This window comes from Pseudomonas sp. BNK-15 (assembly GCF_047456105.1).
GTDB lineage: Bacteria > Pseudomonadota > Gammaproteobacteria > Pseudomonadales > Pseudomonadaceae > Aquipseudomonas > Aquipseudomonas putida_E.
This window is the reverse complement of the sequence record NZ_CP179898.1, coordinates 3269681-3284384: the sequence shown is the minus strand read 5'-3', so window position 1 is coordinate 3284384 and position 14704 is coordinate 3269681. Positions and strand designations below refer to the sequence as shown.

General features: G+C 63.1%; 14 protein-coding genes. 4 read left to right on the top strand and 10 right to left on the bottom strand.

Annotation, left to right across the window (positions count from 1 at the left end):
* Positions 1 to 93: 93 nt before the first annotated feature.
* The 4 genes from ACMGF5_RS14995 to ACMGF5_RS14980 form a co-directional block, all read right to left on the bottom strand.
* Positions 94 to 738, bottom strand: a complete 645-nt coding sequence (locus ACMGF5_RS14995; protein WP_046787447.1) for a C40 family peptidase — start codon at positions 736 to 738, stop codon at positions 94 to 96.
* A 126-nt stretch (positions 739 to 864) separates the two neighbouring features.
* Positions 865 to 1572: a DnaA regulatory inactivator Hda gene (gene hda, locus ACMGF5_RS14990; RefSeq protein WP_039601502.1), complete on the bottom strand. Its 708-nt coding sequence runs from the start codon at positions 1570 to 1572 to the stop codon at positions 865 to 867.
* Between the two features lie 132 nt (positions 1573 to 1704).
* Complete coding sequence (locus tag ACMGF5_RS14985; protein WP_046787448.1) at positions 1705 to 2778, bottom strand: AI-2E family transporter; 1074 nt, start codon at positions 2776 to 2778, stop codon at positions 1705 to 1707.
* A gap of 12 nt (positions 2779 to 2790) precedes the next feature.
* Positions 2791 to 3864, bottom strand: coding sequence for a DUF2066 domain-containing protein (locus ACMGF5_RS14980; RefSeq protein WP_414156918.1), 1074 nt, complete (start codon positions 3862 to 3864; stop codon positions 2791 to 2793).
* A gap of 319 nt (positions 3865 to 4183) precedes the next feature.
* Between ACMGF5_RS14980 and purM the strand changes: the two genes are divergently transcribed.
* From purM to ACMGF5_RS14960, 4 genes are all read left to right on the top strand, one after another.
* On the top strand, positions 4184 to 5242 hold the full coding sequence (purM, locus tag ACMGF5_RS14975) for a phosphoribosylformylglycinamidine cyclo-ligase (protein WP_125924965.1): 1059 nt from the start codon (positions 4184 to 4186) through the stop codon (positions 5240 to 5242).
* The gene (gene purN, locus ACMGF5_RS14970; RefSeq protein WP_414156917.1) at positions 5242 to 5895 is read left to right on the top strand and encodes a phosphoribosylglycinamide formyltransferase; all 654 of its coding nucleotides are present in this window, start codon (positions 5242 to 5244) and stop codon (positions 5893 to 5895) included. Before purM ends, purN begins: the two co-directional genes overlap by 1 nt.
* 8 nt (positions 5896 to 5903) lie before the next feature.
* Positions 5904 to 6614 carry a DUF3108 domain-containing protein gene (locus tag ACMGF5_RS14965; protein WP_012313136.1) on the top strand — a complete coding sequence of 237 codons (711 nt, stop codon included), beginning with the start codon at positions 5904 to 5906 and terminating at the stop codon, positions 6612 to 6614.
* Between the two features lie 165 nt (positions 6615 to 6779).
* On the top strand, positions 6780 to 6962 hold the full coding sequence (locus ACMGF5_RS14960; RefSeq protein ID WP_119688400.1) for a hypothetical protein: 183 nt from the start codon (positions 6780 to 6782) through the stop codon (positions 6960 to 6962).
* Between the two features lie 173 nt (positions 6963 to 7135).
* Here ACMGF5_RS14960 and ACMGF5_RS14955 read toward each other — a convergent pair whose 3' ends face one another.
* The 6 genes from ACMGF5_RS14955 to ACMGF5_RS14930 all read right to left on the bottom strand — a co-directional run bounded on the left by ACMGF5_RS14955 (position 7136) and on the right by ACMGF5_RS14930 (position 14701).
* A complete protein-coding gene (locus ACMGF5_RS14955) occupies positions 7136 to 7675 on the bottom strand; it encodes a DUF2058 domain-containing protein (protein ID WP_012313134.1) in 540 nt (179 codons plus the stop codon).
* Between the two features lie 26 nt (positions 7676 to 7701).
* Complete coding sequence (gene mazG, locus ACMGF5_RS14950) at positions 7702 to 8535, bottom strand: nucleoside triphosphate pyrophosphohydrolase (protein WP_012313133.1); 834 nt, start codon at positions 8533 to 8535, stop codon at positions 7702 to 7704.
* Between the two features lie 62 nt (positions 8536 to 8597).
* Positions 8598 to 10838 (bottom strand): GTP diphosphokinase, encoded by a 2241-nt coding sequence (relA, locus tag ACMGF5_RS14945; RefSeq protein WP_046787452.1) that lies wholly within the window; start codon positions 10836 to 10838, stop codon positions 8598 to 8600.
* Positions 10839 to 10933: 95 nt separating this feature from the next.
* On the bottom strand, positions 10934 to 12292 hold the full coding sequence (gene rlmD / locus ACMGF5_RS14940; RefSeq protein WP_414156916.1) for a 23S rRNA (uracil(1939)-C(5))-methyltransferase RlmD: 1359 nt from the start codon (positions 12290 to 12292) through the stop codon (positions 10934 to 10936).
* The gene (gene cysM, locus ACMGF5_RS14935; protein WP_115272981.1) at positions 12293 to 13192 is read right to left on the bottom strand and encodes a cysteine synthase CysM; all 900 of its coding nucleotides are present in this window, start codon (positions 13190 to 13192) and stop codon (positions 12293 to 12295) included.
* Between the two features lie 117 nt (positions 13193 to 13309).
* Entirely contained in the window at positions 13310 to 14701 is a 1392-nt protein-coding gene (locus tag ACMGF5_RS14930; RefSeq protein WP_204919970.1) for a sensor histidine kinase, read from the bottom strand.
* Between the last annotated feature and the right edge of the window lie 3 nt (positions 14702 to 14704).

The following is a 14704-nucleotide window of genomic DNA, read 5'->3' as shown; positions in this document are numbered from 1 at the left end:
GTGTTGAGAATTTAGATTAGACGCATTCTGTAAATGCGCACGGCGACGAGCTTTTCAAGCATCGTCGCCGCGGCAGGGTACATCATTTTGATATCAGTTGCGTGCGATATTGCTCGCTGGCGCCATGGCCAAGGCGCGCTTGGCTTCGATGAAGGTCTTGCTCCAGTAGCGATCACCGAGGTTGTCGATGCGCACACCACCGCTGCGGCGGCTGCTGGAATGAATGAACTGGTTGTCGCCCAAGTAGATGCCGGCATGGCTGACACGGCCACGGCCATTGGTGCTGAAGAACAGCAGATCACCTGGCTTGAGCTTGTTGCGGGCAACTTTGGGCGCATCAACCTTGATCATTTCGCGGGTCGAGCGCGGCAGGTTCATGCCGGCCTCTTCGCGGAACAGGTAGCCGATAAAACCGCTGCAATCGAAACCGGACGCCTGCGAGGTACCACCGAAGCGGTAACGGGTACCGATCAGGGACATGCCGCGCTCCAGGATGCTGTCGGCCAATACTGGCAACTGATAAGGCTTGCTGTTGCTGGAGAACGCCTGAAGGTCATCTTCAGTGGCCAGCTCTTGCTGCTCGCCGAATACGGACGATACCGAAGCCTTGGCCTCGGGCGCCGACTGGGAGGCGACCGGGGTGTGATCCTGGGGCTGGGAAACAGGGCCTTGGGCCGCGCAGCCAATCAGCAGGGTCACGAGTGCGAGGGGCACGAGGGGTGCGAAGCGCTTGAGCATGGGCACGACCGTGTCTGTAGTCCTTTAGAAGGGGGAAACTATGCCTTCTATCAGGACCATTTGCAAATTTTATCGAAAAAGATGTGACTTTTTCGTTTTGCCGCTCAAAGCCCCGTATTTAAGGGCTTACCAGCCGAGCGTTTCTTTCAGGAACGGGATGGTCAGCTTGCGCTGCGCCTGCAAAGAAGCCTGATCGAGCCGCTCGAGCAGGTCGAACAGCGCACTCATGCTGCGCGTACCACGGGTAAGGATGAAATGGCCGACTTCGTCGGTCAGGTGCAGGCCACGGCGCGAGGCGCGCAATTGCAGGGCGCGCAGCTTGTCTTCATCAGACAGGCCGCGCATCTGGAATACCAGCGCAAGGGTCAGGCGGGACTTGAGGTCGGGCAGCTTGATCGGCAGTTCGCGCGGCGAGGCCGAGGCCGCCAGCAGCAGGCGCCGGCCGCTGTCGCGCAGGCGGTTGAACAGATGGAACATCGCCTCTTCCCACTCCGCCTTGCCGGCAATCACATGCAAGTCGTCGATGCACACCAGCTCGTACTGCGCCAGGTAATCGAGCAACCCGATGCCCCGGTCGAGCAACTGCGCCAGCGGCAGGTACACAGCGGCTTCGCCACGCTGCTGGAAGCGGTGTGTGGCAGCCTGCAACAGATGGCTACGGCCGACACCCTGCTTGCCCCACAGGTAGATGAGGCTCTCGGTCCAGCCGGCGTCGGCTTCGCACAGCCGCTCGACGTAGCCCAATGCCGCTGCATTGGCGCCCGGATAGTAGTTGATGAAGGTGGCGTCATCGCGCAGGCGCACACCCAGGGGCAACTGGATCGGTGGTTTCATGCTCGCGGGCGGTCGGGGGACCACAGGGGGCCTAGGGTGATCGGTGTGCAAAGTCTATACCCGCAATGCGGGGGGCACAATCGCGAAGGCACGTAGCACAAGCAAAATCAACGAGTTGCAAGGCAGTCTGGCTTATAGATCAGGGTCGACCTCCCCCGCGTACATGTCCGATTCCTTGTACAGGTCATGCACATGGCGCAGCAGCACCATGACCACTGCCGCCACCGGCAAGGCCAGCAGCACGCCGGTAAAGCCGAACAGTTCGCCCCCGGCCAGGATGGCGAAGATCACCGCCACCGGATGCAGGCCGATACGGTCACCCACCAGCAACGGTGTCAGCACCATGCCTTCCAGCGCCTGGCCGACCATGAACACTGCAACGATACCCAGCATCGGGTACAGATCGCCGCCAAACTGGAACAGCCCGGCCACCAGCGCCGCACCGATGCCAATGATGAAGCCCATGTAGGGCACGATGGCCGCCAGGCCGGCCAGCATGCCGATCAGCAGCCCCAGCTCCAGCCCCACCAGCATCAGCCCGGCGGAATAGATCACGCCGAGCGCCAGCATGACCATCAACTGGCCACGCACGAACGCCCCCAGCACCTCATGGCATTCTGCGGCCAGCCCGACCACCTGCGCCTCGCGCTGGCGCGGCAGCAGGCTGCGCAACTTGGCCATCATCAGGTCCCAGTCGCGCAACAGATAGAAGCCCACCACCGGGATCAGCACGAAGTTGGCCAGCCAGGCCAGCAGCGCCAGGCTCGACGCAGTGGCCTGGGACAGCAGCATGCCGACGATGTCGGTGGTCTGGCCCATGTGTTCACTGACGGCGGCCTTGATCTTGTCGAACTTCCAGAACCCGTCGGCCAGGCCCAGGCGGCTCTGTACCCAGGGCAGCGCCACATGTTGCAACCAGTCGAGCATCTGCGGCGTCAGTTCGTACAGGCGCACCAGCTGTTTGGCCAGCATCGGGATCAGGATGAGCAGCAGAACCAGCAGGATCAAGGTAAACAGGCTGAATACCACCACCACGCCCCAGGTCCGCGACAGCCCCATGCGCTCCAGGCGATCGACCAGCGGGTCGGCCAGATAAGCCAGCAGGATACCCACCAAAAAGGGTGAGAGGATGTTGTGCAGGCCATAAAGAAGCAGGGCAATCAGCAGGGCGGCACCCAGCCAGATCCAACGGCGCATATCAGTCATGGTCGCTCTTCCTTACCAGCGAAAACGCAGGCCGTCGAACGGTTTGGGGGCTACGGCAGCCGTTGCAGGTTGCCCTGCCGCAGCCTCGGTTGCGGGTGCAGGCGTTGCCGGGGACGGGACGGGAGGCGCCTGCTCAGCCGGGACTTCCTGCAACTTGGCCAGGCCCAGCTGCGCGCGCAACTGCTCAGCGTTGGCAGTGACGCCGTAGGTCAACGTCTTGCCGTCGGCCATTTGCAGGCGCGGGCCGTAAGGTTCGAGAACGCGGTTCAGCTCAGCGTAACGCTGCAGGTTCGCGCCTTGCACCTGCACTTGCAACTGGCTGCTGGCACCTGGCCGGGTCACGTAACGTGGCGCCAGGCGGTTGCTGACGGCGAGCATCACGGCATCGGCCAATGCGGCCTGGTCAGCGCCTTCGGCACTACCTTCCTCGCGCTTGTCGCCCAGCCACAACTGCCATTTGCCCTGCCACTTGCCATCGGTTTCAAGCGCGTGCACTGCCAACAGGGCGTCGGCGCCATAACGCTCGGAAGCTTCGCGCAGTGGCGCCGGGTCGTTGCCTTCGAGCTGCTTGGCGTTGGCCACCAGTTGTTCCTGCAGGTCGGCCAGCGGCAGGCGCAATGGCAGGCCGCGGTGCTGGGCGGCACGGCGCAGCGACTGGGCGCTGGTCTGGCCATCGCCAACCAGGCTGCTGCCCTCGACACTGTCGTTGAGCCACCAGCCGAGGATCGACGGCCGGTTGCTGCCCCACAGCGCCAGCCCGGCCTTGCGCAAGGCCCGCTCGGTGCTGCCCGGGTCGAACTCGACCATCACCGACTCAGGCGGGCCGGCCTCGGTACCGACCTGGTTGATGATCTGTTGCGGGTCCTTGCGCAGTTCGGCCAGCGCCGGTTTTTGCGGCGCCTTGGGGTCGCCGGTCAGGCGCAGCACCAATGTATCGAGTGCCTTGGTGGTGGCTGCGGCGCGGGCTTCAGCGCCCTGCCCTTCGAGCGGTTCGCGCACCTGATAGAGCCCGGCAACGTTTTCGGCCTGGGCGGCAATACTGACCAAGGCAAGGCAGCCGGCTGACAGATAATTGAGAAGACGCATTGAGGATTCCTGTCCAGTCGAGCTTCAAGCTGCAAGCTTCAAGCTGTAAGAAAAAGCAGTCAGAACCCCAACGCTTTCGCTTGCGGCTTGGGGCTCACTGCTTGCAGCTTATACAGAAGGAACTGCATCAACCACCCGCGAGCCTTTTTCAGCAATTTACTGCCCTGCCCGTCGGCCTGAGGATGGCCGCTGCACGGCAACCCTGATAAAATCGCGCGCCTTCACAGACCTCTGACGTTTCAGGCAGCCGCCGCTCCCCAGCCGGCCTTGGCCGTCACGGTCGTTTTTACGAATCCCTCCCTCTTAAAGGCCTGGATCAATGAGCAAGCAACCCTCCCTGAGCTACAAGGACGCCGGTGTAGACATCGACGCCGGCGAAGCACTGGTCGAACGCATCAAGGGCGTGGCAAAACGCACCGCACGCCCTGAAGTCATGGGTGGCCTGGGTGGCTTCGGCGCCCTCTGCGAGATCCCGGCCGGCTACAAGCAGCCGGTGCTGGTCTCCGGCACCGACGGCGTCGGCACCAAGCTGCGCCTGGCGCTGAACCTGAACAAGCACGACAGCATCGGCCAGGACCTGGTCGCCATGTGCGTCAACGACCTGGTGGTCTGCGGCGCCGAGCCGCTGTTCTTCCTCGACTATTACGCCACCGGCAAGCTCAACGTCGACGTCGCTGCGACCGTGGTCACCGGCATCGGCGCCGGCTGTGAACTGGCCGGCTGCTCCCTGGTTGGCGGCGAAACCGCCGAAATGCCGGGCATGTACGAAGGCGAAGACTACGACCTGGCCGGCTTCTGCGTCGGCGTGGTGGAAAAGGCCGAGATCATCGACGGCTCCAAGGTCGCTACCGGCGACGCGCTGATCGCCCTGCCGTCTTCGGGCCCGCACTCCAACGGCTACTCGCTGATCCGCAAGATCCTCGAAGTGTCGGCAACCGACATCGAGAACACCCAGCTCGACGGCAAGCCGCTGACCGACCTGCTGATGGCGCCGACCCGCATCTACGTCAAGCCACTGCTGCAACTGATCAAGCAGACCGGCGCCGTCAAGGCCATGGCCCACATCACCGGTGGCGGCCTGCTGGACAACATCCCGCGCGTTCTGCCGAAAAACGCCCAGGCCGTGGTTGACGTGGCCAGCTGGCAGCGCCCTGCGGTATTCGACTTCCTGCAGGAAAAAGGCAACGTCGATGAGCACGAGATGCACCGCGTACTGAACTGCGGCGTGGGCATGGTCATCTGCGTGGCGCAGGACCAGGTCGACGCAGCACTGAATGTTCTGCGCGCAGAAGGCGAGCAACCTTGGGTCATCGGCCGCATCGAACAAGCCGCTGAAGGCGCTGCCCAGGTCGAGCTGCAGAACCTCAAGGCACACTGATGCCGAGCAAGCCCTGTAATGTTGTGGTACTGCTGTCGGGTTCGGGCAGCAACCTGCAAGCCTTGATCGACAGCAGCCGTGGTGAACACAGCCCGGTACGCATCGCTGCGGTGATTTCCAACCGCGCTGACGCCTACGGCCTGCAACGCGCGGCGGCGGCGGGTATCGCCACCGCCGTACTGGACCACACCGGCTTCGACGGCCGTGAAGCCTTCGATGCGGCGCTGATGGCGCGCATCGACGGCTTCGCGCCCGACCTGGTGGTGCTGGCCGGCTTCATGCGTATCCTCAGTGGCGGCTTCGTGCGCCACTACCAGGGCCGCCTGCTCAACATCCACCCGTCGCTGCTGCCCAAATACAAGGGCCTGCATACTCACCGACGGGCCCTGGAGGCAGACGACGCCGAGCACGGCTGCAGCGTACACTTCGTCACCGAGGAACTCGATGGCGGCCCTCTGGTCGTACAGGCTGTGGTACCGGTAGTGTCAGGCGATAGCGCCGAAAGCCTGGCCCAGCGGGTACACCAACAGGAACACCAGATCTACCCGCTGGCAGTGCACTGGTTTGCCGAGGGGCGCTTGCGCCTGGGCGAACAGGGTGCATTACTGGACGGCCAGCCACTGCCGGCCAGTGGCCATTTGATCCGACCCTAGGAGAATTTATGCGTCGCGCCCTGCTCTTGGCTCTCGCCGTGCTCGCCCTGCCCCTCCAGGCAGCCGACTTGAAACCCTTCTCGGCCAGCTACACCGCCGACTGGAAGCAACTCCCCATGAGCGGCACTGCCGAGCGCAGCCTGGTCAAAAATGCCAACGGTACCTGGGACCTTAATTTCAAGGCTTCCATGATGATCGCCAGCCTGACCGAGCAAAGCACCCTGCGCATGGACAACGACACCCTGCTGCCGCAGAAGTATCACTTCGAGCGTGGCGGCCTGGGCAAAGCCAAGAAAGTCGACCTCACCTTCGACTGGAACGGCAAGAAAGTCACCGGCAGCGATCGGGGCGATGCCGTCAGCCTGCCGCTCAACCGCGGCGTGCTGGACAAGTCCTCCTATCAGCTGGCGCTGCAGCACGATGTGGCCGCCGGCAAGAAAAGCATGACCTACCAGGTGGTCGATGGTGACGAGATCGACACCTACGATTTCCGCGTGCTGGGTACCGAAAAGGTCACCACCAAGACTGGCCAGGTCGAGGCGGTCAAGGTCGAGCGCGTGCGCGACCCGAGCCAGAGCAAGCGCATCACCGAGCTGTGGTTCGCCAAGGACTGGGACTACCTGCTGGTACAACTGCGCCAGGTCGAGACCGATGGCAAGGAGTATGTGATCGTGCTGCAGGATGGTACGGTCGACGGCAAGTCGGTCAAAGGCAACTAAGCCGCAGCCCGCAAGATCCGTAGCCCCGCCCTGTGCGGGGCTTCTTTTTGCCTGGGCCACATGAAACTTGTTTCATGGTCATTTTATTTACTTAGGCTGCTAACAAACTCTATAAAAGAAGTGCGCGACATTATGTCGCAACCAACTGAGCAGTGGAGTTTAACGATGACAGTCCAAGTAACCGAACGCGACGAATCGAAAATGTCCCACGAAGGCCTGGCCGCAGGTGTGCGGATCTGGGATGTGCACCAGCAAGGTGAATTGGTCGGGATGTTCCACAACGAACACGAAGCCCACCAATACCGGGCAGAGCTTGAAGTGCTGGAAAACCAGCGCGCTACGCAATGACCCACACAGTCTTTTGATTTGGGGCCGCTTTGCGGCCCATCGCCGGCAAGCCAGCTCCTACAGGTACCGCGCAGGCCTCAAGTACTGCGAAATTCCTGTGGAGCTGGCTTGCCGGCGATGGGGCTGCGAAGCAGCCCCAATAGGCGTTACCGCTTAGGCGGGGTTTTTCATGCTTACCACATCAAGTCGTCAGGGATCTTGTACGCAGCGTACGGATCGTCCTCATCCGCTTCCTCGACATGGGTGTTGAGCAGCAGGATGCGATGGGGGTCGCGCTCCTGGATCTTCACCGCTGCCTCGCGAGGGATGACTTCGTACCCCCCACCAAACGACACGATCGCCAGCGCGCCATTGCTCAGCTTGCTGCGCATCAGGGCGTTCACCGCAATGCGTTTGACCTTCTTGTCGTCGACGAAGTTGTAGTAGTCCTCGGTGGTGAGCTTGGGCAGGCGAGTCGCCTCGATCAACTGCTTGATCTGCGCGGCACGGGCCTTCTGTTCGGCCTTTTCCTGCTGCTGACGGTTCAGTTCCTGGTCACGCTTGGCCTTCTCGGCCATGGCTTCCTTGGCCAGGCGCTGCTGGGTATCGTCGACTTCGACCTGGCCCTTGTGCTCCAGGCGTTTCTGTTTCTTTTGGGCCTTGTTGGCCTGAGAGACCTGCTTCTGGTTGACCAGACCGGCCTTGAGCAATTGATCGCGAAGGGAAAGACTCATGGATGTTCACTCACTTATTCAGCCACTCAGCCGCAGCTGGGCAGGTTCTTTTCCTGACGTTTGGCTTCCCCCCAAAGGGCGTCCAGTTCGTCAAGGTTACACGATTCGATGGGGCGACCGCTGTCGCGCAATGCCTGTTCGATAAAGCGAAAACGCCGTTCGAACTTGCGGTTGGCGCGACGCAGTGCGTTTTCCGGGTCTTGCTTGAGATGGCGGGCCAGGTTGACGGCGGCGAACAGCAGGTCGCCGACTTCATCCTCGAGGGCCTCGGCATCACCGTCGGCCATGGCCTGCAGCACTTCGTCGAGCTCCTCGCGGACCTTGTCCAGCACCGGCAAGGCGTCTGGCCAGTCGAAACCGACGGTGGCGGCACGTTTTTGCAGTTTGGCCGCCCGCGACAGGGCAGGCAGTGCAGCCGGCACATCATCGAGCAGCGACAGCTGTTCGGGCTCGCTTTTCTCGGCGCGCTCCTGGGCCTTGATTTCTTCCCAGCGTGACTTGACCTGGGCCTCGCTCAGGCTGGGCGTGTCCAGCGGTGCGTACAACTCACCGGTGGGAAATACATGGGGGTGACGGCGGATCAGCTTGCGGGTAATGGCATCGACCACACCGTCGAACTCGAAACGCCCCTCCTCCCGGGCCAGCTGGCTGTAGTAGACCACCTGGAACAGCAGATCACCGAGTTCGCCCTGCAGGTGCTCGAAATCCCCGCGCTCGATGGTGTCGGCAACCTCATAGGCCTCTTCGATGGTGTGCGCCACGATGCTGGCGTAGTTCTGCTTGAGGTCCCACGGGCAACCGTACTGCGGGTCGCGCAGCCGGGCCATGAGGTGCAGCAGGTCTTCGAGGGAATAGGTCATGTAAGCAGGTCCTTCGGCGGTGACTTCGTCGCGGGCGAGCCCACAAAGAAGCCACCGCAGTTTCAAGGGGTACGATTACGCCGCGTCTCGATGATGTTCGGCAACTGCGAAATCCTGCCCAGCAGACGCCCCAGCGCATCCAGGCCCGGGATCTCGATGGTCAGCGACATCAGCGCGGTGTTGTCTTCCTTGTTCGAGCGGGTGTTGACCGCCAGCACGTTGATCTTCTCGTTGAGCAGCACCTGCGACACGTCACGCAGCAAACCTGGGCGGTCGTAGGCACGGATAACGATATCGACCGGGTAGGTCTGCACCGGTATCGGCCCCCAACTGACCTGGATCATGCGCTCCGGCTCACGCCCTGCCAACTGCAGCACCGAGGCACAGTCCTGGCGGTGAATGCTCACGCCGCGGCCCTGGGTGATGTAGCCGACGATGGCATCGCCCGGCAGCGGCTGGCAGCAGCCGGCCATCTGCGTGAGCAGGTTGCCGACGCCCTGGATCTGAATGTCGCCACGCTTGCCAGTGCGCGGGCCGGTAGGCTTGCGCGGTACCAGCTCGATCTGCTCGATACGCTCGGGTTCGAGCAACTGCTGGGCAGCGTTGACCAAATGCGCCAGGCGCAGGTCACCGGCACCGAGCGAGGCGAACATGTCCTCGGCGGTCTTGACGTTGGTCTTCTCGGCCAGGCGTTCGAAGTCTACCTGCGGCAGGCCCAGGCGGCTGAGCTCGCGCTCGAGCAACGTCTTGCCGGCGGCGACGTTCTGATCGCGGGCCTGCAGCTTGAACCAGTGGACGATCTTGGCCCGGGCCCGCGAAGTGGTGACGTACCCCAGGTTGGAGTTCAGCCAGTCCCGGCTCGGGTTGCCGTGCTTGCTGGTGATGATCTCCACCTGCTCGCCGGTCTGCAGGCTGTAGTTGAGCGGCACGATGCGCCCGTTGATCTTGGCGCCACGGCAGTTGTGGCCGATCTCGGTGTGCACGCGGTAGGCGAAGTCCAGCGGCGTGGCGCCCTTGGGCAGGTCGATGGCATGGCCGTCGGGGGTGAATACATAGACCCGGTCCGGCTCGATATCGACCCGCAACTGCTCGGCCAGGCCACCGATGTCGCCCAGTTCCTCATGCCATTCGAGCACCTGACGCAGCCAGGAGATCTTTTCTTCGTAGTGGTTGGAGCTGGGCTTGACGTCGGTGCCCTTGTAGCGCCAGTGGGCGCAGACGCCAAGTTCGGCCTCTTCGTGCATGCCGTGGGTACGGATCTGCACTTCCAGTACCTTGCCCTCGGGGCCGATCACGGCGGTGTGAAGCGAGCGGTAGCCGTTCTCCTTGGGGTTGGCGATGTAGTCGTCGAACTCTTTGGGAATGTGCCGCCACAAGGTGTGGACGATACCCAGCGCGGTATAGCAGTCGCGCACTTCCGGTACCAGTACGCGCACCGCACGTACGTCGTAGATCTGGCTGAACTCCAGGCCTTTGCGCTGCATCTTGCGCCAGATCGAATAGATGTGTTTCGCCCGCCCACTGATGTCGGCGTTGACCCCGGTGGCCAGCAGTTCGTTTTGCAACTGGTTCATCACATCACTGATGAAGCGCTCACGGTCCAGCCGGCGCTCGTGCAAAAGCTTGGCGATCTGCTTGTACTGATCGGGTTCCAGGTAGCGGAAGGACAGGTCTTCCAGCTCCCACTTGATGTGGCCGATGCCCAGACGATGGGCCAGCGGCGCATAGATGTCGAACACCTCACGCGCCACACGCAGACGCTTCTCGTCATCGGCGGACTTCACCGCACGGATCGCGCAGGTACGCTCGGCGAGCTTGATCAGCGCCACGCGCACATCGTCGACCATCGCCACCAGCATCTTGCGCAGGTTCTCGACCTGCGCCTGCGAGCCCAGCACCAGTGACTGGCGCGGGCTGAGGCTGGCACTGATGGCAGCCATGCGCAGCACGCCGTCGATCAGCTTGGACACTACCGGGCCAAAACGCTGCCCGACCTCGGCCAGGGTCACCTTGCCCTCGCGCACGGAGCGGTAGATCACCGCCGCCACCAGCGAATCCTGGTCGAGCTTGAGGTCGGCGAGGATTTCGGCAATTTCCAGGCCGGCCTGGAAACTGGAGGTACCATCGGCCCAGGAATGCTTGGCCGGGTTGCCCTTTTTCTCGATTTCCTGGGTGAACTCGCAGGCCTCTTCGAGTGCCGCGCGATCCAGTGCCGAATCGACGCTCACCACATGATCCAGCCATGCTTCGAGATTGATACTGCCGTCCGTATTGACCGGCTGGTGCACTCTCACCTGTACCATCTTTGTTTTACCTTTCCATACAGCGCACCACTCGGAGCGCTGGCTATCACCGTACGGCTCCCAGTCCATGGGAACCGCACCAAGGGGCCAGCCTGCTAGCCCGCTTCGAATAACGCCATGGCCTCGACATGCGCCGTCTGAGGAAACATGTCGAGAATCCCGGCCCTTTTTAACCGGTACCCTTGGCCGACCAGCACCTGGGCGTCTCGCGCCAGCGTGGCCGGGTTGCATGATACATAAACCAGCCGCTTGGCCTTGAGGCGTGCGATGCCTTGCACCACCTCGAAAGCTCCGTCGCGCGGTGGATCCAAGAGTACCGCAGAAAAGCCCTCGGCGGCCCATCCGGCGCCTGCCAAAGGCTGGGATAAATCGGCCTGAAAAAACCGTGCGTTATGCACATTGTTGTCTCGGGCATTGGCCGCAGCCCGATCGACCATGGCCTGCACACCTTCGACCGCCACCACTTCCCGCGCCTGGCGGGCCAGCGGCAGGGCGAAATTGCCCAGGCCACAGAACAGGTCGAGCACTCGCTCGTCGGCCTGCGGAGCGAGCCAGGCCAGAGCCTGCTCGATCATTGCGGTATTGACCTGCGCGTTGACCTGAACGAAATCACCCGGGCGCCAGGCCAGCTCCAACTGCCAAGGTTGCAAGGTGAAGCCCAGCTTCGCGCCAGCATCCACCGGCACCGGTTCACCTTCACCCTGCAGCCACAGCTGCGCCTTGGCCTCGCTGCAGAATGCCTGCAGACGCGCCAGGTCATCGGCCGGCAGCGGCGCCACGTGGCGTACCAGCAGCGCTTGGGCCGTGCCGCTGAACAGCTCGACGTGGCCGATGGCCTGGGGCTTGCCCAACGAACGCAGCACGGTCGGCAGATGCCGCAGAATCGACTGCAAAGGCTGTACCAGCACAGCGCAGTCGTCGATGGCGACGATGTCCTGGCTGGCCTCGGCACGGAACCCTACCTCCAGCTGACGCGCTTTGACATCCCAGCGCACCGCCACGCGCGCCCGCCGCCGATAGCCGAATTCCGGCCCGCTCAATGGCGCCGCCCATTCTTGCGGTTGCACACCGGCAACCCGTTGCAGCTGCTCGGCCAAGGTACGCTGCTTGAGCGCCAGCTGCGCCTCATGCGGCAGGTGCTGCAAGTTGCAGCCGCCACACCGCTCGTAATGGCGGCACGGCGCCTGGCGGCGCTCGGGGCTGGCCTGCAGCACACGCTCCAGGCGCGCCTCGACTACCTTGCCACGGGCATTGAGCACGCGTGCCTCGACCGCTTCACCGGCCAGGGCGCCGCTGACGAACCAGGTGCGCCCGTCGTAAAAAGCGATGCCACGGCCGTCACCGGCCAGGCGCTCGATCTCCAGGCGCTGCTTTTTGCCCACGGGGACCTGGGGCGTGCGGTTACCGCCGGCCGGCTGGAAGCGCAGGCCGCTGTTGGTTTTCTTTCTGGACATTTAGCTCGGGTCGAACAGGCCGGTGGACAGGTAACGGTCGCCACGGTCGCAAATGATCGCGACCATTACCGCGTTTTCCACTTCACAGGACAGGCGCAGCATGGCTGCGACCGCACCACCGGAAGACACGCCGCAGAAAATGCCCTCTTCACGGGCAAGGCGGCGCATGGTGTCCTCAGCTTCGTGCTGGGACATGTCCATGACGCGGTCAACGCGGGTGGCATCGAAGATCTTCGGCAGGTACTGCTCGGGCCAGCGGCGGATGCCGGGAATGGCCGAGCCTTCCATCGGTTGCAGGCCAACGATCTGCACCGCCGGGTTCTGCTCCTTGAGGTACTGCGAGCAGCCCATGATGGTGCCGGTGGTGCCCATGGAACTGACGAAATGGGTGATGGTGCCCTGGGTCTGCTGCCAGATTTCCGGGCCGGTGCTGTTGTAGTGGGCAATCGGGTTGTCGCCGTTGGCGAACTGGTCCAGAACCAGGCCGCGACCTTCGGCCTGCAGCTTCTCGGCCAGGTCGCGAGCGCCTTCCATCCCCTCTTCCTTGGTCACAAGGATCAACTCGGCACCGTAGGCGGTCATCGCTGCCTTGCGCTCTGCGGTGGAGTTGTCGGGCATGATCAGGATCATCTTGTAGCCCTTGATCGCTGCCGCCATGGCCAGGGCAATACCGGTATTGCCGGAGGTGGCTTCGATCAGGGTGTCGCCGGGCTTGATCTGACCGCGCAGTTCGGCGCGGGCGATCATCGACAGGGCCGGGCGGTCCTTCACGGAGCCTGCCGGATTGTTACCTTCGAGCTTGAGCAGGAGGGTATTGCTGGTTTCTCCAGCGATGCGCTGCAGGCGAACCAGGGGCGTATTGCCGACGCAATCGGCGATGGTTGGGTACTGCAAGGTCATGGTGTATTTCACAATCCGGACGGCAGGGGCGCCTATCATACCGGCAAACCGTTCGCGGCCATATCACGCAATCTGTGGTGGGTATAGCTACAAGCTATAAGCGGCAAACTTCAAGCTTCAAGCTGTAGGTAGCGCCTGTGGCTGCGGGGGTTCCCGCGAGGGGGCGGGCAGGTGTAGCGGCAAGCGCATGCAGAGCTTCAAGCCGCGTTTGCTGTTCTCTGCCCACAGGGTTCCGCCCTGGCGCTGGATCGCACTGCGGGCGATGCTCAGGCCCAGGCCGAAACCGCCGTCACCGGGGCGCGAGCCATCGAGCCGGGTGAAGGGGGCAAAGATTCGCTCCAGATCTTCGTTAGCCACGCCACCGCCTTGATCTTCCAGCCACAGGTGCCAATAGCCACCTTCACGCTGCCCGGCCAAGTACACCAGGCCGTTTTCCGGGGAGTGGCGGATGGCGTTGCGCAGCATGTTTTCCAGGGCCTGGGCCAGATAATTCAGATTGCCCTGCACCCAGCAGTCGACTGGCAGCTCGCAGCGCAAACGCTCGGGCGACCAGCCGCTTTCGTAACTGGCATCCTCTGCCAGCAGGTCCCACAGGGCCTGCACCTGGATCGGCTCAAGGTTCATCGGCGCACGCTCGGCATCCTGCCAGGCAAGCTGCAAGGTGTCCTCGACCAACTGCTGCATGCAATCCACCTCGCGCCCCAGCCGCTCGCGCAGGCGCTGCAGGTCGGTTTCACCGTCGCAGGCCACGCGCAAGCGGCTCAACGGTGTGCGCATTTCATGGGACAAGTCCCGTAGCAACTGCTGTTGCATCGCCACCGTGCCCTGCAGCCGTTCGGCCATCTGGTCGAAGGCACGGGCCAGCTCGCCCAGTTCGTCATGCCGGGCGATGGTGCGCGAATCCAGCCGTGCCGAGAGCTGGTCGGCACGCCAGGCATTGGCCTGCTCGCGCAACTGGTTGAGCGGCACGATCAGCATGCGGTACAGGCCGACGCACAGCAGCAAGGTGAACAACCCTGGAATGACACCGTTGGTCAACACCCGCCACAGCACCCGGTACTGGCCAGGGTTGAAACGCTCGGGCAGCTCCATCACCAGCATGCCATGCTCCGGCGCCCCCGGGAACGGTATGCGCAGCCAGGGCTGGTCGGTACTGCGCCGGCTCATGGGCCAGTCGACACCGCGCAGGCGCGTGAGCCGGTGCATGACATCGGGGCCGAGCGTGGCGCTGGCGAGCGGTTGCAGATTGATGTCGAGCACGCCTATCCAGCCACGTTCACGCTGGTGCATGGCCGCAACCCATTGGTCCAGCCCGCTGCGGCCACCGCTGCGCCACGCCTGCTCGGCCTCCCCGGCATAGCTGCGCAGCACCTGGCGGGCAGGCTCATCGAGAAAGGCATTCTGGGTTTCCATATGGCGGCCCCAGGTGTAACTCAGGCCGATCATCAGCAGGCAGAAGCCCACCAGCAGGATGGCCAGCTTCCAGAACAGCGAGTGGCGGTCCAGCATGGC